This is a genomic window from Frigoribacterium sp. AP1 (genome assembly GCF_056680555.1).
The window spans coordinates 3092354-3106363 of sequence record NZ_CM155288.1; the positions used below are offsets into that span (position 1 = coordinate 3092354).

The 14010-nt window shown below is 69.5% G+C and carries 13 protein-coding genes; 4 read left to right on the plus strand and 9 right to left on the minus strand.

What is annotated here, in order from left to right; translation table 11 throughout:
• Positions 1–95: 95 nt before the first annotated feature.
• The 3 genes from AC1MBW_RS14670 to dut all read right to left on the minus strand — a co-directional run bounded on the left by AC1MBW_RS14670 (position 96) and on the right by dut (position 2038).
• On the minus strand, positions 96–854 hold the full coding sequence (locus AC1MBW_RS14670; protein ID WP_480024919.1) for a DUF3159 domain-containing protein: 759 nt from the start codon (positions 852–854) through the stop codon (positions 96–98).
• Between the two features lie 6 nt (positions 855–860).
• On the minus strand, positions 861–1493 hold the full coding sequence (locus tag AC1MBW_RS14675; RefSeq protein ID WP_480026126.1) for a DUF3710 domain-containing protein: 633 nt from the start codon (positions 1491–1493) through the stop codon (positions 861–863).
• 83 nt (positions 1494–1576) lie between these two features.
• On the minus strand, positions 1577–2038 hold the full coding sequence (dut, locus tag AC1MBW_RS14680; RefSeq protein WP_480024920.1) for a dUTP diphosphatase: 462 nt from the start codon (positions 2036–2038) through the stop codon (positions 1577–1579).
• Between the two features lie 39 nt (positions 2039–2077).
• On the opposite strand from dut, the gene AC1MBW_RS14685 reads away from it, so the two are divergent.
• Positions 2078–2533, plus strand: coding sequence for a DUF3093 domain-containing protein (locus AC1MBW_RS14685; RefSeq protein ID WP_480024921.1), 456 nt, complete (start codon positions 2078–2080; stop codon positions 2531–2533).
• Here AC1MBW_RS14685 and AC1MBW_RS14690 read toward each other — a convergent pair.
• Positions 2508–2801 carry a DUF4193 domain-containing protein gene (locus tag AC1MBW_RS14690; RefSeq protein ID WP_043592858.1) on the minus strand — a complete coding sequence of 98 codons (294 nt, stop codon included), beginning with the start codon at positions 2799–2801 and terminating at the stop codon, positions 2508–2510. The genes AC1MBW_RS14685 and AC1MBW_RS14690 overlap by 26 nt on opposite strands.
• Before the next feature lie 198 nt (positions 2802–2999).
• Here AC1MBW_RS14690 and sepH point away from each other — a divergent pair, with 198 nt between their 5' ends.
• Complete coding sequence (gene sepH, locus AC1MBW_RS14695) at positions 3000–4154, plus strand: septation protein SepH (RefSeq protein ID WP_480024922.1); 1155 nt, start codon at positions 3000–3002, stop codon at positions 4152–4154.
• A 25-nt stretch (positions 4155–4179) separates the two neighbouring features.
• On the opposite strand, the gene AC1MBW_RS14700 is transcribed toward sepH, so the two are convergent.
• On the minus strand, positions 4180–5310 hold the full coding sequence (locus AC1MBW_RS14700) for an alkaline phosphatase family protein (protein ID WP_480024923.1): 1131 nt from the start codon (positions 5308–5310) through the stop codon (positions 4180–4182).
• Between the two features lie 61 nt (positions 5311–5371).
• Here AC1MBW_RS14700 and AC1MBW_RS14705 point away from each other — a divergent pair, with 61 nt between their 5' ends.
• Positions 5372–7885, plus strand: coding sequence for a DNA gyrase/topoisomerase IV subunit A (locus AC1MBW_RS14705; RefSeq protein WP_054146015.1), 2514 nt, complete (start codon positions 5372–5374; stop codon positions 7883–7885).
• 84 nt (positions 7886–7969) lie between these two features.
• Here AC1MBW_RS14705 and AC1MBW_RS14710 read toward each other — a convergent pair whose 3' ends face one another.
• Entirely contained in the window at positions 7970–10084 is a 2115-nt protein-coding gene (locus AC1MBW_RS14710) for a DNA gyrase/topoisomerase IV subunit B (protein ID WP_054146014.1), read from the minus strand.
• A 224-nt stretch (positions 10085–10308) separates the two neighbouring features.
• Between AC1MBW_RS14710 and AC1MBW_RS14715 the strand changes: the two genes are divergently transcribed.
• Positions 10309–10536: a DUF7455 domain-containing protein gene (locus tag AC1MBW_RS14715; protein WP_043592677.1), complete on the plus strand. Its 228-nt coding sequence runs from the start codon at positions 10309–10311 to the stop codon at positions 10534–10536.
• Positions 10537–10636: 100 nt separating this feature from the next.
• On the opposite strand, the gene AC1MBW_RS14720 is transcribed toward AC1MBW_RS14715, so the two are convergent.
• From AC1MBW_RS14720 to AC1MBW_RS14730, 3 genes are read right to left on the minus strand one after another with little or no spacing between them, the layout of a single operon-like run.
• Positions 10637–11389 carry a type 1 glutamine amidotransferase gene (locus AC1MBW_RS14720; RefSeq protein ID WP_480024924.1) on the minus strand — a complete coding sequence of 251 codons (753 nt, stop codon included), beginning with the start codon at positions 11387–11389 and terminating at the stop codon, positions 10637–10639.
• Entirely contained in the window at positions 11386–12645 is a 1260-nt protein-coding gene (locus tag AC1MBW_RS14725; RefSeq protein ID WP_071253479.1) for a MurT ligase domain-containing protein, read from the minus strand. Before AC1MBW_RS14725 ends, AC1MBW_RS14720 begins: the two co-directional genes overlap by 4 nt.
• A gap of 4 nt (positions 12646–12649) precedes the next feature.
• Entirely contained in the window at positions 12650–13909 is a 1260-nt protein-coding gene (locus AC1MBW_RS14730; RefSeq protein WP_054146171.1) for an RNA polymerase sigma factor, read from the minus strand.
• Positions 13910–14010 lie beyond the last annotated feature (101 nt).

Below are 14010 nucleotides of genomic sequence, written 5' to 3' on the forward strand. Positions count from 1 at the left end.
CAGCGAGGTCAGCCTAAGTCCGCGGGGTGTCCCCGGGGCCGATCCCAGCGATTTGTCTCGATGTCGAGACAAAACATAGCACCAGGAGGCGCGGGTCAGTCCGAGGGGCCTCGCGCGTCGTCCGCGGCCTCGCGTCCGCGGTAGACCGTCCGGACGAGCAGCCAGGTCACCCAGAGCAGCCCTGCGTAGAGGGGAACGCCCATCACGAGTTTGAGCGTGCCGAGCAGGGCCACGTCACCGGCCAGCCAGAGGGGTGCCTGGACGGCGAGACGTGCGGCGAAGAGCCCGGCCCACAACCACGTGGCCAGGACGAGGACGCGCCGTTTCGCCCGATCGGCCCGCCAGCCCGTGCCGTCGTTCGTGAGGAGTCCCACCACGATGCCGATGAGGGGCCAACGCACGGCGATGCTGACCAGCATGGCGGCGAGCGAGGCGGCGTTGATCAGCAGCCCGGGGACGAAGTTGTTCTCGGCCCGGCCGGAGAGCAACGCGATCCCTGCGGAGAGGGCGATGCCGAAGACGCCGGCGAGTGCCTGGGCGACCGGGCCACGCTGGACGGCTCGGGCGACGACGAACGCCACGGCCAGGACCAACGGGATGAGGACCGACGGCACGACGTCGCGGGTGATCGTGTACACGACCACGAAGCCGAGGCCGGGGACGATGGACTCGACGAGCCCGCGCACCCCACCGATCGCCGTCAGGAGCGCTGCCGCCGTGGGCACCTCGCCGGGTGCGACCTGGCCGATGCCGGCTCGCCGCGCGGCGGCCTGCAACTGAGCCGCGAGCGACACCCGGGGGTCGTCGAGCGGCGACGGATCAGCCGGGTCGGGCCGTTCGTCGGACGCGGACACGTCGGGTCAGACGACCGAGGGCGTGGTGCCCGGGGCGTCGGTCGGGCCGGCCTTCGGCATGGCCAGAGGGATCAGCTCGCGCGGAGGCATGGGGGTCGTTCCGCGGACCACGACGATGCTGCGGAAGAGCTCTTCGATCTTCTCGGCAGCCTCGCCCTCGTGGGCTGCGTCGCCCGCGATGACGCCGCGGAGGAACCATCGGGGACCGTCGACACCGATGAAACGGGCTCGCCTGGTCGTGCCGGGGTCGCCACCCATGACCGGGATCTCGGCGCGGACCTCGGGACCGAACGGCCCCTCGACCTCGGCCGTCGTACCGCCCTGCTTCTCGATCTGCTCGCTGATCTGCCCCCGGATCTCGTTCCAGAGGCCCGTCGTGCGCGGCGCGGCGAACGGCTGCACCTGCAGCGTCGACTTGGCGAAGTCGAGGCCGACGGCGACGACCCGCTTGCTTCCCTCTTCGACCTCGAGTCGGAGGTGGAGCCCCTCTCGGGGCAGGATCTTGACGCCACCGAGGTCGACGTAAGGACGGACGGGGTTGGCCTCGGTCTCGTCCAGAGGGCCGACGTCGGCACGGTCCTCGGGTGCCGACTTCGAGTCGTCGAACACCTCGACCTCGGCGTCGTCGAGGGACTCGATGTCGACCTCGACGTCGTCGACGTCCGCCGACTCGACGTCGATCTCGACTGCGGCCAGTTCTTGCTCGCGGCGTTTGGACTTCCTCACGCGGTGCCTCCTGGGTTGTGTGCGTATCCGGTGGAGCCGTGCCCGTCGGCCCCTCGTACGCTCTCGGGGAGCGCGGCGACGGGGACGAAGGTCGCGCGGACGACCGGCATGATGACGAGTTGGGCGATCCTGTCGCCGACGGCGACGTGGTGCTCGGTCTCGAGGTCCGTGTTCAGCAGCGAGACCTTGATCTCGCCGCGGTAGCCGGCGTCGACGGTACCCGGAGCGTTCACGACGGTGATGCCGTGCTTGGCGGCCAGTCCGCTGCGGGGCATGACGAACGCGGCGAAACCCTCGGGCAGCGCGATGGAGACGCCCGTGCCGACGAGGGCGCGGTGCCCGGGACGCAACACCAGGTCTTGTGTCGAGAGCAGGTCGGCGCCGGCGTCGCCCGGGTGGGAGTACACGGGCACCGAGGTCGCCTCGGCGGCGATGAGGACGTCGAGGGTCTGGGGCACGTGTCGAGGGTAGTGCAGAAGTCTGGTCGAATGGACGTCATGAACCCCTACCGTGAGCGCCTGCTCCCGCCGCTCTCCGTCTTCATCGCCTGCGCGCTGCTCGTCCCTGCCACCCTGCTGGTCTTCCTGCCGATCAACTCGACCGTGGGCGTGGTGATGGCCGTCGTGTTCTACGTGGCCGCCATCGTCTTGCTCGTCCTGACCTCGCCCGTGCTGACGATCGACGACGAGGGCTTCACGGCGGGTCGTGCCCGTCTGTACGCCCACGAGATCGGCGAGGCCGAGGGGTTCACCGGCGCCGACGCGACACGAGAAAGAGGGCCCCGGCTCGACGCGCGAGCCTGGACCCTCTTCAGAGGCTGGGTGCGACCGGTCGTCAAGATCTCGTTGACGGACCTCGACGACCCGGCACCCTATTGGTTGGTGTCGACCCGTCGTCCTGACGAGGTCGTCCGACGGTTGGAGGCGCTCAGGCGGCGCACTCCCGGCAGATAGCGCCCAGCTTGGTCTCGTGGTCGAGCTGCGAGCGGTGCTTCACCAGGAAGCACTCGACGCAGGTGAACTCGTCGACCTGCGGGGGGAGGACGACGACGTCGAGGTCGAGGTCCGAGAGGTCCTGTCCGGCGAGCTCGAACGAGCCCGGGTTGTCGGCGTCGTCGTCGACGACGCCGGTCATCTTGTCGGGGACCCTCTCTTTGAGCCCCTCGATCGACTCCGAGCCGTCGTCGTCGTTCTTGCGAGGTGCGTCGTAGTCGGTGGCCATGCCCATCCAGTTCTTCGGTCGTTCGTGTGCCCGATTCGGCGGGTGCAGTTTGCATCACTCGTTGTCGAATAGCAAACCCGTTCCCACGGCCTTTCAGCCGCCTCGGAAGAACTGACGGCACGCCCGTCGTATTCCCGCGAGAACGAGTGGCGACGTGCGATTCTTGGCACCGGATCACGACGGTGAAAGGCGTGGAAAATGCAGGATCTCAGGGTCATCGGCGTCCAGAGCGGAGCTCTGCTCGTCTCCACCGACGCCGGTGGCGAGTACCGCCTTCCCGTCACCCACACCCTCCACTCCCAACTCCGGGCGGCCAACCCGGGTGACGCGCCGGTCGAGCGGAAGGCACCGCCGCGCGAGATCCAGGCCCTGGTCAGGGCGGGCAGGACCCCGCAGCAGGTCGCCGACCTGACCGGCGCCGACCTCGACTACGTGCACCGGTTCGAGGGTCCGGTCCTGGCCGAGCGCGCCTTCGTCCTCGAGAGCGCACGGGCCGTCACGGTCTCCGTCGCCGACGACGCGGCTTCCGGCGTGCAGGCGACGACCTTCGGAGCCGTCATCGACGAGCGACTCGACGGTGCCGAGACCTCGCAGCGCGAGTGGAGCGCCTACAAGGACGCGGAGCACGGCTGGGTGGTCCACCTGGCCTTCGTCACGCACGAGGTCGAGCGCGATGCGACGTGGCGCTTCGACCCGAAGAAGTCGGTGCTGGCCCCCCTCGGCGGCGACGCCCACCGACTCTCCCAGCACGGCGAGGAGGCCGGTCCGCTCGTCCCGCGTCTGCGAGCCGTGTCCCGCGAGCCACGTCACGACGACACCTCGGGGCGTTTCGACAGCGGTGCCTTCCTGGTGGACCAGCTCGACGAGGTCGAACTCCCGGCCGAGACCGCGACCGACCGGTTGCGTCCCGGTGTCCGGGGCACCGCCTCCTTCGCTGCCGCCAACCGAGCGCCGGACGACGCGAGCGGGCACGACCAGACCGCCGACCTGCTCGAGGCCCTGCGTCGTCGTCGCGGAGAACGCGAGGCCGCCCGGTTCTCGGACGACGACGGGCGCTCGGACCACCCGGTCACCGGCTCGATCCGCGTGATCGACGTCCCCCTGGACGACTTCGACCTGCCCGAGGGGGCCACCAAGCCCACGCCCGTTCTGCCCGACTCGTCGCACCACGGCGACGCGCGCACGACCGACGTACCGGTCCAACCCACGGGCATCCGGGGCAGCCGCGGGAGGACCGGCCGTCGCGAGATGCCCAGCGCGGCTCCGGCGGCGAAGAAGACGCGCGGGCGCACCTCGATGCCGAGCTGGGACGAGATCGTCTTCGGAGCGCGCTCGGACGACGATCCCGCCTGACCCCTCTGCCCGGGGTCTGCGACCGTCACCGCCGGTAGGCGCCGAACGTCCGCAGGGGAACCATGGTCTCGTCGTCGGACCACGACCCGTGATGACCGACCATCGTGCCGGGTTCACCGCCGCGATCTCGTCCGTCGTAGTAGGCGACGCCCCGGCGTGCGGCGACGATCACGTCGCCGATGCGCGGGAGCACCGCGGGGTCGATGGCCCCGAACCAACCGGCCTCGACCGCCTCGGCCCGGGTCAGGACCCAGGCCCGATCTCCTTCGGCCGCCCGCCAGGCGTCGAGCAGCGCGCTCCGTCGGGATTCGTCCGCGTCGGGTTCGAGGTGCAGCTGCAGGCAGCGAGGTTCCCCCGCCACGTGCCTCACCCCGTCGACCAGGGCCGGCGTCCCCCCGAACACGATGCGTCGCCGTTCGGCGACGTCGACGATCCCGTGGTCGGCCGTCACGATCACCCCGACGTCGGGTGCGACCGTGGACTCGAGCCTCCGCACCTCGGCGTCGACGCCTTCGAGGGCGTCGATCCACTCGTCGGACTCCCATCCGGCACGGTGGGCGATCATGTCGAGTTCGGGGACGTAGAGGTACACCAAGGAGGCGCGGGTCGAGTCGACGAGCCTCGCCGCGGTCTCGAAGCGGTCGCTCACGCTCTCCGCCACGTCGTAGGTGGCGCCCCGGAGGATGGCCTCGGTCAGGCCTGACGATCGGTAGCGCTTGGGGCCCACGGCGTGGGACTCCACGTCGGGGGACGTCTCGAACAGGGTGGGACGGCGCTGCCACACGTCGGGTCGCATGCGCTCGTCCCAGCCCGAGAGCTGCTTGACCACACGATCGTTCTCGGGGTCGAGGGCGGAGTAGCCGACGAGGCCGTGCTCGCCGGGGAGCGCCCCGGTCGTCAGCGTCGTGAGCGCCGCCGCGGTGGTCGTGGGCCACCCGGACCACAGGCTGCCCTTCACGCCCGACAACGTCCGGGCGTGGCCTCGGCGGACTCCGAGGGCGGCCTGGCCGAGGCCGTCCACCAGGACGACGACGGCGGCCCGCGCGGCGGGCAGGCGGAGCGCGTTCACCTCACCCCGGAGGGACGCAAGACACGAGGGCACCACGTCGGCCAGGCTCACGGCCCCCCGGGGGCGCGCCGGTACGATGGAGGACACCGGCCCCAGTCTGGCACAGCGACGATCGGGTGCCCCGTCCACCCCGATCCGTGAGAAGTGCATGACCACCACTGAGAACACGAGCAGCCCCGACCACGGCGAACGCATCGAGGACATCGACGTCTCGCTCGAGATGCAGGGGTCGTTCCTCGAGTACGCGTACTCGGTCATCTACTCACGGGCGCTCCCCGACGCCCGGGACGGCCTCAAGCCGGTCCAGCGCCGCATCCTCTACCAGATGTCCGAGATGGGCCTGCGGCCCGACCGCGGCCACGTGAAGAGCGCGCGCGTCGTCGGCGAGGTCATGGGCAAGCTCCACCCGCACGGCGACACCGCGATCTACGACGCCATGGTGCGTCAGGCGCAGCCCTTCACCATGCGCGTGCCGCTCATCGACGGGCACGGCAACTTCGGCTCGCTCGACGACGGGCCCGCCGCACCGCGATACACCGAGGCCCGTCTCGCCGAGGCGTCGCTGGCCATGACACAGGGACTCGGCGAGGACGTCGTCGACTTCGTCCCCAACTACGACAACCAGTTGATGCAGCCCGAGGTGCTTCCCGCGGCCTTCCCCAACCTGCTGGTGAACGGTGCGAGCGGCATCGCGGTGGGAATGGCGACGAACATGGCGCCCCACAACCTCGTCGAGGTCGTCGGCGCCGCGAGACACCTGATCGACCACCCCGACGCGAGCCTCGACGACCTGATGGCGTTCGTGCCCGGGCCCGACCTGCCCACCGGCGGCACGATCGCCGGGCTCGCCGGGGTCCGCGACGCCTACGCGACGGGTCGGGGCAGCTTCAAGACCCGGGCGCGGGTCGGCGTCGAGAGCATCACCGCACGGAAGAACGGTCTCGTGGTCACCGAGCTGCCCTACCTGGTGGGGCCCGAGAAGGTGATCGAGAAGATCAAGGACGGGGTGCAGGCGAAGAAGCTGACCGGCATCACGGACGTCACCGACCTCACCGACCACAAGCACGGTCTCCGTCTCGTGATCGGGATCAAGACGGGGTTCAGCCCCGAGGCCGTCCTCGAGCAGCTCTACCGGTACACGCCGCTCGAGGACGGCTTCAGCATCAACAACGTCGCCCTGGTCGACGGGCAACCGCGCACGCTCGGGCTGAGGGAGATGCTCGAGGTCTACGTCGCCCACCGCCTGTCGGTCGTGACGCGTCGCAGCCGCTACCGGCTGGCCAAGAAAGAGGATCGCCTCCACCTCGTCGAGGGCCTGCTCATCGCCATCGTCGACATCGACGAGGTCATCCAGGTGATCCGGACGAGCGACGACACGGCCGCCGCCCGCGCTCGGCTGCGCGAGGTGTTCGACCTCAGCGAGATCCAGGCCGAGTACATCCTCGACCTGCAGCTGCGCCGACTGACCAGGTTCAGTCGCATCGAACTCGAGGCCGAACGTGACGAGCTGCTCGCGGCCATCGCCGACCTCAAGGACCTGCTGGCCGACCCCGCGCGTCTCCGCGCCCTCGTCTCGAGCGAGCTCGGTGAGATCGCGGAGCAGTTCGGCACCCCGCGGCGGACCCTCCTCACCGAGGCCAAGCCGAGCGTCGCCACGACGGGTCGCGGCAGCAGGTCCACCCCCGTCCTCGAGATCGCCGACACCCCGACCCGGGTGTTCCTCTCGACGACGGGCCGCGTCCTGCGCGTGGACCACCTCGACCCCGACTCCGCGGCCCCCACTCCCCCGGCCCGGCGCACGAAGCACGATGCGGTCCTGTCGTCCATCGACACGACCACGCGGACCGAGATCGGAGCCGTGACGAACCTCGGGCGTCTCGTCCGCCTCACCCCCGTCGACCTCCCGTCGGTGCCCCCCACGTCGGTCCAGCTCGGTGCTGGCGTCCCGATCAGGGACTACATCGGCTTGGTCGACAAGAAAGAACGTGTGCTCGGGCTCGTCTCGCTCACCGCCGATCGGAGCATCGCGCTGGGCACGGCCCGGGGTGTCGTCAAACGAGTCGCGACCGGCCAGTACCCCGCCCGACCCGACTTCCCGGTCATCAGTCTGAAGAAGGGCGATCAGGTGGTCGGCGTCGCCCAGGGGGTCGACGAGGACGAGCTCGTCTTCGTCACCTCCGCCGCGCAGCTGCTCCGGTTCACCGCCTCGGCGGTCCGACCGCAGGGGCCCGCCGGCGGTGGGGTGGCCGGAATCAACCTCCCGGACGACGCGAGCGTCATCTTCTTCGGCGCCGTGCCCGCGGGTCACGAGGCCGTCGTCGCGACGGTGTCGTCGAGCAGCTCGACGATCGCCGGCACCGACCCCGGACGTGCCAAGCTCAGCGCCTTCGACGAGTACCCGGGCAAGGGGCGCGCCACGGGCGGTGTCCGATCCCACTCGCTGCTCAAGGGCGAGGACGCCCTGTCGCTGGCCTGGGTCGGACCGGCCCCCGCGCAGGCGGTCGGCCCGGACGGCTCCGTCCGGAGCCTGCCGACCGAGCTGTCACGCCGCGACGGGTCGGGCACGCCCCTCGACGCACCCGTCGGATCCGTCGGGGCCTCGGTGGCCCACATCACCGACTCGGCCACGGGCCTCGAGGCCGGCGCCGAACCCGGCGAGTGACGCGTCGGACGACCGACCGAGACGGCACCGCACCTCGAAGTCGAGAGGCGGCGCCGTCCTCGTCGGCCACGAGTCGTTCGGGGCTCAGACGTCGATGCGGTCGCGGCTGAGACCGGCTCCGTCGATGATGAACTCCTTGCGAGGGGCGACGTCGTTGCCCATCAACAACTCGAAGACCCGTGCGGCGTTCTCGGCGTCGTCGACCTTGACGCGCCTCAGCATGCGGTTCTGACGTTCCATCGTCGTGGTCCGGAGTTGTTCGGCATCCATCTCGCCGAGACCCTTGTACCGCTGGATGGGGTCCTGGAATTTCTTGTTGGTGCGTTTGAGCCCCGCGAGGACGCCGTGCAGCTCTTTCTCGGAGTACGTGTAGATCGTCTCGTTGGGCTTGCTGCCGGGGTGCATCACGACCACTCGATGCAGTGGTGGAACGGCCGCGAAGACGCGACCGGCCTCGATCATCGGTCGCATGTACCGGAAGAACAGCGTGAGCAGCAGCGTCCGGATGTGGGCACCGTCCACGTCGGCGTCGCTCATGATGATCACCTTGCCGTAGCGGGCCGCTTCGAGATCGAAGGACCGTCCGGACCCGGCCCCCAGCACCTGGATGATGGAGGCGCACTCGAGGTTGGACAGCATGTCGCTGACCGAGGCCTTCTGGACGTTGAGGATCTTGCCCCGGATGGGTAGGAGTGCCTGGAACTCGCTGTTGCGGGCGACCTTGGCCGTGCCCAGTGCGGAGTCACCTTCGACGATGAACAGCTCGCTGTTGGCCACGTCGTTCGACCGGCAGTCGACGAGCTTGGCCGGGAGGGTCGAGTTCTCGAGGGCGTTCTTGCGACGCTGGGTCTCTTTGTGCGCCCGGGCGGCGATGCGGGTCTTCATCTCGGCGACGACCTTGTCGAGCACGAGGGCGGTCTGGGCCTTGTCTTCACGGCGGGTCGAGGTGAACAGCTTGCCGAACTCGGTGGCGACGACGTTGGCCACGATGGCCCGCACGGCGGGTGTGCCCAGGATCTCTTTCGTCTGGCCCTCGAACTGCGGCTCGGGCAGGCGCACGGTGAGAACGGCGGTCAGACCGGCGAGGACGTCGTCCTTTTCGATCTTGTCGGTACCCACCTTGAGGCGGCGGGCGTTGGCCTCGACCTGCTGCCGCACGAACTTCAGGAGGCCGGCCTCGAAGCCGGTCTGGTGCGATCCGCCCTTCGGCGTGGCGATGATGTTCACGTAGCTGCGGAAGACGGTCTCGTATCCCCCGCCCCAGCGCAGCGCGATGTCGACGTCGCACTGGCGCTCGAGTTCGGTCGCGATCATGGCACCGCCGTCCGTGAGCACCGGCACCGTCTCGGTGTAGGTGCCCGACCCGGTCAGGCGCCACGTGTCGGTCACCGCCGTGTCGGGCGCCAGGAACTCGACGTACTCGCTGATGCCCCCGTCGAAACGGAAGGTGCTCTCGAGGGGGAAGCCGCCGTCGGTGAGCGAGCCGGCACGCTCGTCGCGCAGCGTGAGCGTGAGCCCGGGGATGAGGAAGGCCGTCTGCCGGGCCCTGGCCGAGAGCTCGTCGGTCTGGAACGAGGCCCCCCGGGTGAAGATCTGCCGATCGGCCCAGTACCGCACCCGGGTGCCGGTGACACCGCGCTTGGTCTTGCCGACCTCGCGGAGCACGCTGCCCGAGACGAACGGGGTGAACGGCGAATCGGGGGTGGGCTCGCCCTCGTCGTCGAACGTGCCGGGTTCGCCGCGGCGGAACGACATGGCGTACGTCTTGCCGCCCCGGTCGACCTCGACGTCGAGCCGCTCGGACAGGGCGTTGACGACCGAGGCACCGACGCCGTGGAGCCCACCTGACGACGTGTACGAGCCGCCGCCGAACTTCCCACCGGCGTGCAGCTTCGTGAACACGACCTCGACGCCGCTGAGGCCCGTCTTGGGTTCGATGTCGACGGGCACGCCGCGCCCACCGTCGCGGACCTCGACGCTGTCGTCCGAGTGCAGCACGACGTCGATCGTGTCGCCGTGCCCCCCGAGGGCCTCGTCGACCGAGTTGTCGATGATCTCCCAGAGACAGTGCATGAGGCCGCGCGAGTCGGTCGACCCGATGTACATGCCAGGGCGTTTGCGCACGGCCTCGAGGCCTTCGAGAACCGAGAGGTGCCGGGCCGAGTAGTCGGAGGCGGGTGCGGACGAGGTGGGGGGCATGGTTCTCCTGAAGGGCCCGCCGTCATCTCTCGACGACGGGAATGCGGGGAGGCGGTGGCCGCGTTACAGCCTACCGAGGGCCGCCGACACGGCAGTCCCGACACTCGACGGCCCGGTCCCCGCTACGCGATGAGCGAAATCCGGGGCCGATGTCACGCGATACGGACGTCGGCGTGTTTTGATGAGTGTCTCACCCACCGCACCACCGTCAGGAGGAGCATCACATGACTCAGATGGCCACCGACCAGACCGCCGTCGACGAGCTCGGCTCCCGTTACCAGTTGAGCGCTGCGGACCGCTGCGACAGCTGCGGAGCCCAGGCCTACATCCGCGCGACCATGGCCACCGGCGAACTGCTCTTCTGCGCCCACCACGGCGCGAAGTTCAAAGAGAAGCTGCAGCCCACCGCCATCGAATGGCTCGACGAGAGCTCCAAGCTCCTCGCGCACTGAGACACGGCGCCGCCCCGGTCCACAGCCCGGGTCGGCAGCACGACGAAGGCCCCGCATCCGATCGATGCGGGGCCTTCGTCATGTCGCCGTGCGGACGTCGTCACATGGCCTTGAACGAGCGTTCGAGGTTGTCGGCGATCACTTTCTGCGACGCGGCGGCGTACTCGTCGAGCTTGGCGTGCCCGGCGCCCGCCGAGTAGGAGATCATGCGGCGGCTCAGCGCGACTCGCAGGACCCGGTCGGTCAGAGCGGGGTTGAGAGGGAGGACCGGTCCCTTGAGCTGGGTGCCGAACGACACGCCCCGGCGCACACCCTCGCGGCCGTCGCCGTTCCCACCACCGTGGACGACGGAACCGAAAGGCTCGGCGTCCGTCCCGAGTTCGAGGTGGGCGGCATGGTCCTCGAAGCCGAAGAGGGTGATCGCGTCACCCTGGTAGTCGGTCGTCACCTGCAGGTAGTTCGTCCGACGAGGAGCCCCACGGCGGACCACGGCGTCGAAGAAGCCGACTCCCTCGACCGACTCGCCGTCGACGCCCTCGACTCCGCGGCTCAGGAGCTCGAGACCGCCTCCCACCGCCACCACCGGGACGCCGGAGGCGGCGAACGACTCCAGTGCCGGCGCGAGGCGACGAGCGTCGGCGGCGACGGCTCGGACCCCGGACAAAGGACCGTGCCCCACCACGACCACGTCGGCCACGGTCGGCACGTCGTCACCCACCCGGTACTCGAGGACGGTGCTGTCGACCCCGGCCCGGCGCGCGCGCACCGCGAGCGTGGTCACGTTGCCCCGATCACCGCTCACACCGAGCTCTTCCGGATAGAGGTGGACGATTCGGAGGACGTCGTCGCTCACGCGGTCTTCTCCAGGTCGGGGTGGCCGAGGATGCGGCGGGCCAGCATCATCTGCTCGTAGTTCGTCACGAAGTGCTTCGTGTTGTCGCTCGGGGACGGGAGTGCCCGCATCAGGCGGATGGCCTTCGAGATGTCCTCTTCGATCACGTGGACGGGGATGCCCTCGTGCTCGAGCCGCAAGGCCAACTGCCAGGCCTTCGCACCCGCGAGGACGTCGACGTGGTCGAGGTGCGAGAAGTCGATGTCGTAGATCCACGAGATGTCGGGCGTGCCCTCGTCGATCGCCAACATGACCTGCTCAACGCCTTGCGGGAGTGCGTCGAGGTTCATCTGGAGGCTCGCCGCGTTCTTGAACATGATGAACTCGGCCTCGTCGGCGCCGAGGGACATGCGCTCACCGCGACCGTAGGCCGGCTTCATGCTCTCGAAGGCCCGCTGGACGGCAGTCGGGTCGACCGGGTGCCCCAGGACGATCGAGGCCGTCTGGAGGGCCGCCGCGGCGTCCACGGCGTAGTGCAGACCGCGCGCCGGCAGCCGGACGTCGATCGGGGTGCCGGAGACGGTGATGGTGGCGCCCGTGCCCGTGAGAGCGGTCACCTCGGTTTCGGCGGTCAGCGAGGTGTCGGCCTCACGGCTGAAGTCGTTGGCGTTCTGGAGGCCGTTGGGTGACGCGGAGACCACCTCGGGTGAGGCACCGAAACGGGTCACCGTCTGGCGACCGACGGCCTGGTAGGGGCCCAGGTGCTGGTCGTCGCGGTTCGTCACGACCGCGGCGGTGGCCACGGCAGCCGTGTCGGTCATCATCGTGCCGACCCGCTCGGTCTCGAAGAACCGGTACAGCTGGTCGACCTGCACGTTCAGCATGAGCACCGTCGAGGGGTGCAGGGACTTCGTCAACTCGACGGCGAACGCCTCGTCGACCTCGATGACGCCGATGTCGTCGCGGACACGACCGAACGGCGTCACCTCGCGGAGGAAGGCCGACGCGATGCCCTGAGGCAGGTTGGCACCCGTCGGGTTCGTGAACACCTTGAGCCCGTGGGCCCGGAGCGTCTCGGTCAGCATCATCGTCGTCGTCGACTTGCCGTTCGATCCGAGCACGAACACGACGCCGCGCTCGAACTGCGACGAGACGTGCGTGAGGAAATCGGGCGCGAGCTTCAGGACGGTCTGCCCCGGGTACGCGGACCCGCCGCCCCGCAACCGGGCGACCGCCCGGACGAGTCGGCCGGCCAGCACGGGGACCAGGTAACGCACGGGCCTACTCGAGGTAGTCGCGGAGCGACTGCGAACGCGACGGGTGGCGGAGCTTCGCCATCGTCTTGGACTCGATCTGGCGGATGCGCTCGCGCGTCACGCCGAACGTGTCACCGATCTGGTCGAGGGTCTTCGGCATGCCGTCGCCCAGGCCGAAGCGCATGCGGATGACGCCGGCTTCACGCTCGGACAGGCTGTCGAGCAGCGACTCGAGCTGCTTCTGCAGCATCGTGAACCCGACGGCGTCGGCGGGCACCACGGCCTCGGTGTCCTCGATGAGGTCGCCGAACTCGCTGTCGCCGTCTTCACCCAGAGGCGTGTGGAGCGAGATGGGCTCGCGACCGTACTTCTGGACCTCGACGACCTTCTCGGGCGTCATGTCCAGTTCACGGGAGAGCTCTTCGGGCGTGGGCTCGCGTCCCAGGTCTTGCAGCATCTGGCGCTGGACGCGGGCGAGCTTGTTGATGACCTCGACCATGTGCACCGGGATGCGGATCGTGCGGGCCTGGTCGGCCATGGCACGCGTGATGGCCTGACGGATCCACCAGGTGGCGTACGTGGAGAACTTGAAGCCCTTGGTGTAGTCGAACTTCTCGACGGCGCGGATCAGACCCAGGTTGCCCTCTTGGATCAAGTCGAGGAACTGCATGCCACGGCCGGTGTAGCGCTTGGCCAGGCTGACCACGAGTCGGAGGTTGGCACCGAGCAGGTGGCTCTTGGCCCGTTGACCGTCGCGGGACACCCAGCGCAGCTCACGCTCGAGCTCGCGGCTCAGGCCGGTGCTGTTGGCGAGCTTGTCGTCCGCGAACAGGCCCGCCTCGATGCGCATGGCGAGCTCGACCTCTTCGGCCGCGTTCAGCAAGGCGACCTTGCCGATCTGCTTCAGGTAGTCCTTGACGGGGTCGGCCGTCGCGCCGGTGATGGTCGTCGAGTAGACGGGCATCTCGTCGTCGTCGTCCTGCGAGATGACGAGCGCACCGGTCGGCAGGATCTCGGGGGCGGGCTTCGTGCCCTCGCCGTCGGCGTCGTCGGCGGCAGCCGGGTCGACGACGGCCTCGGCGTCGACCTCGTCGTCGGCGGATTCGGCCGCGGCGGCCTTCTTGGCGGCTGCGGTCTTGGCCGGAGCCTTCGTCGCCGCCTTCTTGGCGGGAGCCCGCTTGGCCGGAGCCTTCTTGGCGGCGGGAGCCGTGGTCTCGGGCTCGACGGACGTGTCGTCGGTCACGGCCTCGTCGGGGGCCGCGGTCGCTTTGCTGCGTGTAGCCATGCGAACACCTTTCAGTTCTCGGTACGTTCCGGACCGGACGCGATCGTCGCGTTCACGTGCGCCGGTGGGGACGTCGACCGGCACTGGGCGTCGGCCGAATT

What these genes read in the sequence shown, in the direction of transcription:
- AC1MBW_RS14685 (WP_480024921.1), top strand. Translation starts at nt 2,078, where the DNA reads ATGAACCCCTACCGTGAGCGCCTGCTCCCGCCGCTCTCCGTCTTCATC.
- AC1MBW_RS14690 (WP_043592858.1), bottom strand. Translation starts at nt 2,801, where the DNA reads ATGGCCACCGACTACGACGCACCTCGCAAGAACGACGACGACGGCTCG.
- sepH (WP_480024922.1), top strand. Translation starts at nt 3,000, where the DNA reads ATGCAGGATCTCAGGGTCATCGGCGTCCAGAGCGGAGCTCTGCTCGTC.
- AC1MBW_RS14705 (WP_054146015.1), top strand. Translation starts at nt 5,372, where the DNA reads ATGACCACCACTGAGAACACGAGCAGCCCCGACCACGGCGAACGCATC.
- AC1MBW_RS14710 (WP_054146014.1), bottom strand. Translation starts at nt 10,084, where the DNA reads ATGCCCCCCACCTCGTCCGCACCCGCCTCCGACTACTCGGCCCGGCAC.
- AC1MBW_RS14715 (WP_043592677.1), top strand. Translation starts at nt 10,309, where the DNA reads ATGACTCAGATGGCCACCGACCAGACCGCCGTCGACGAGCTCGGCTCC.
- AC1MBW_RS14730 (WP_054146171.1), bottom strand. Translation starts at nt 13,909, where the DNA reads ATGGCTACACGCAGCAAAGCGACCGCGGCCCCCGACGAGGCCGTGACC.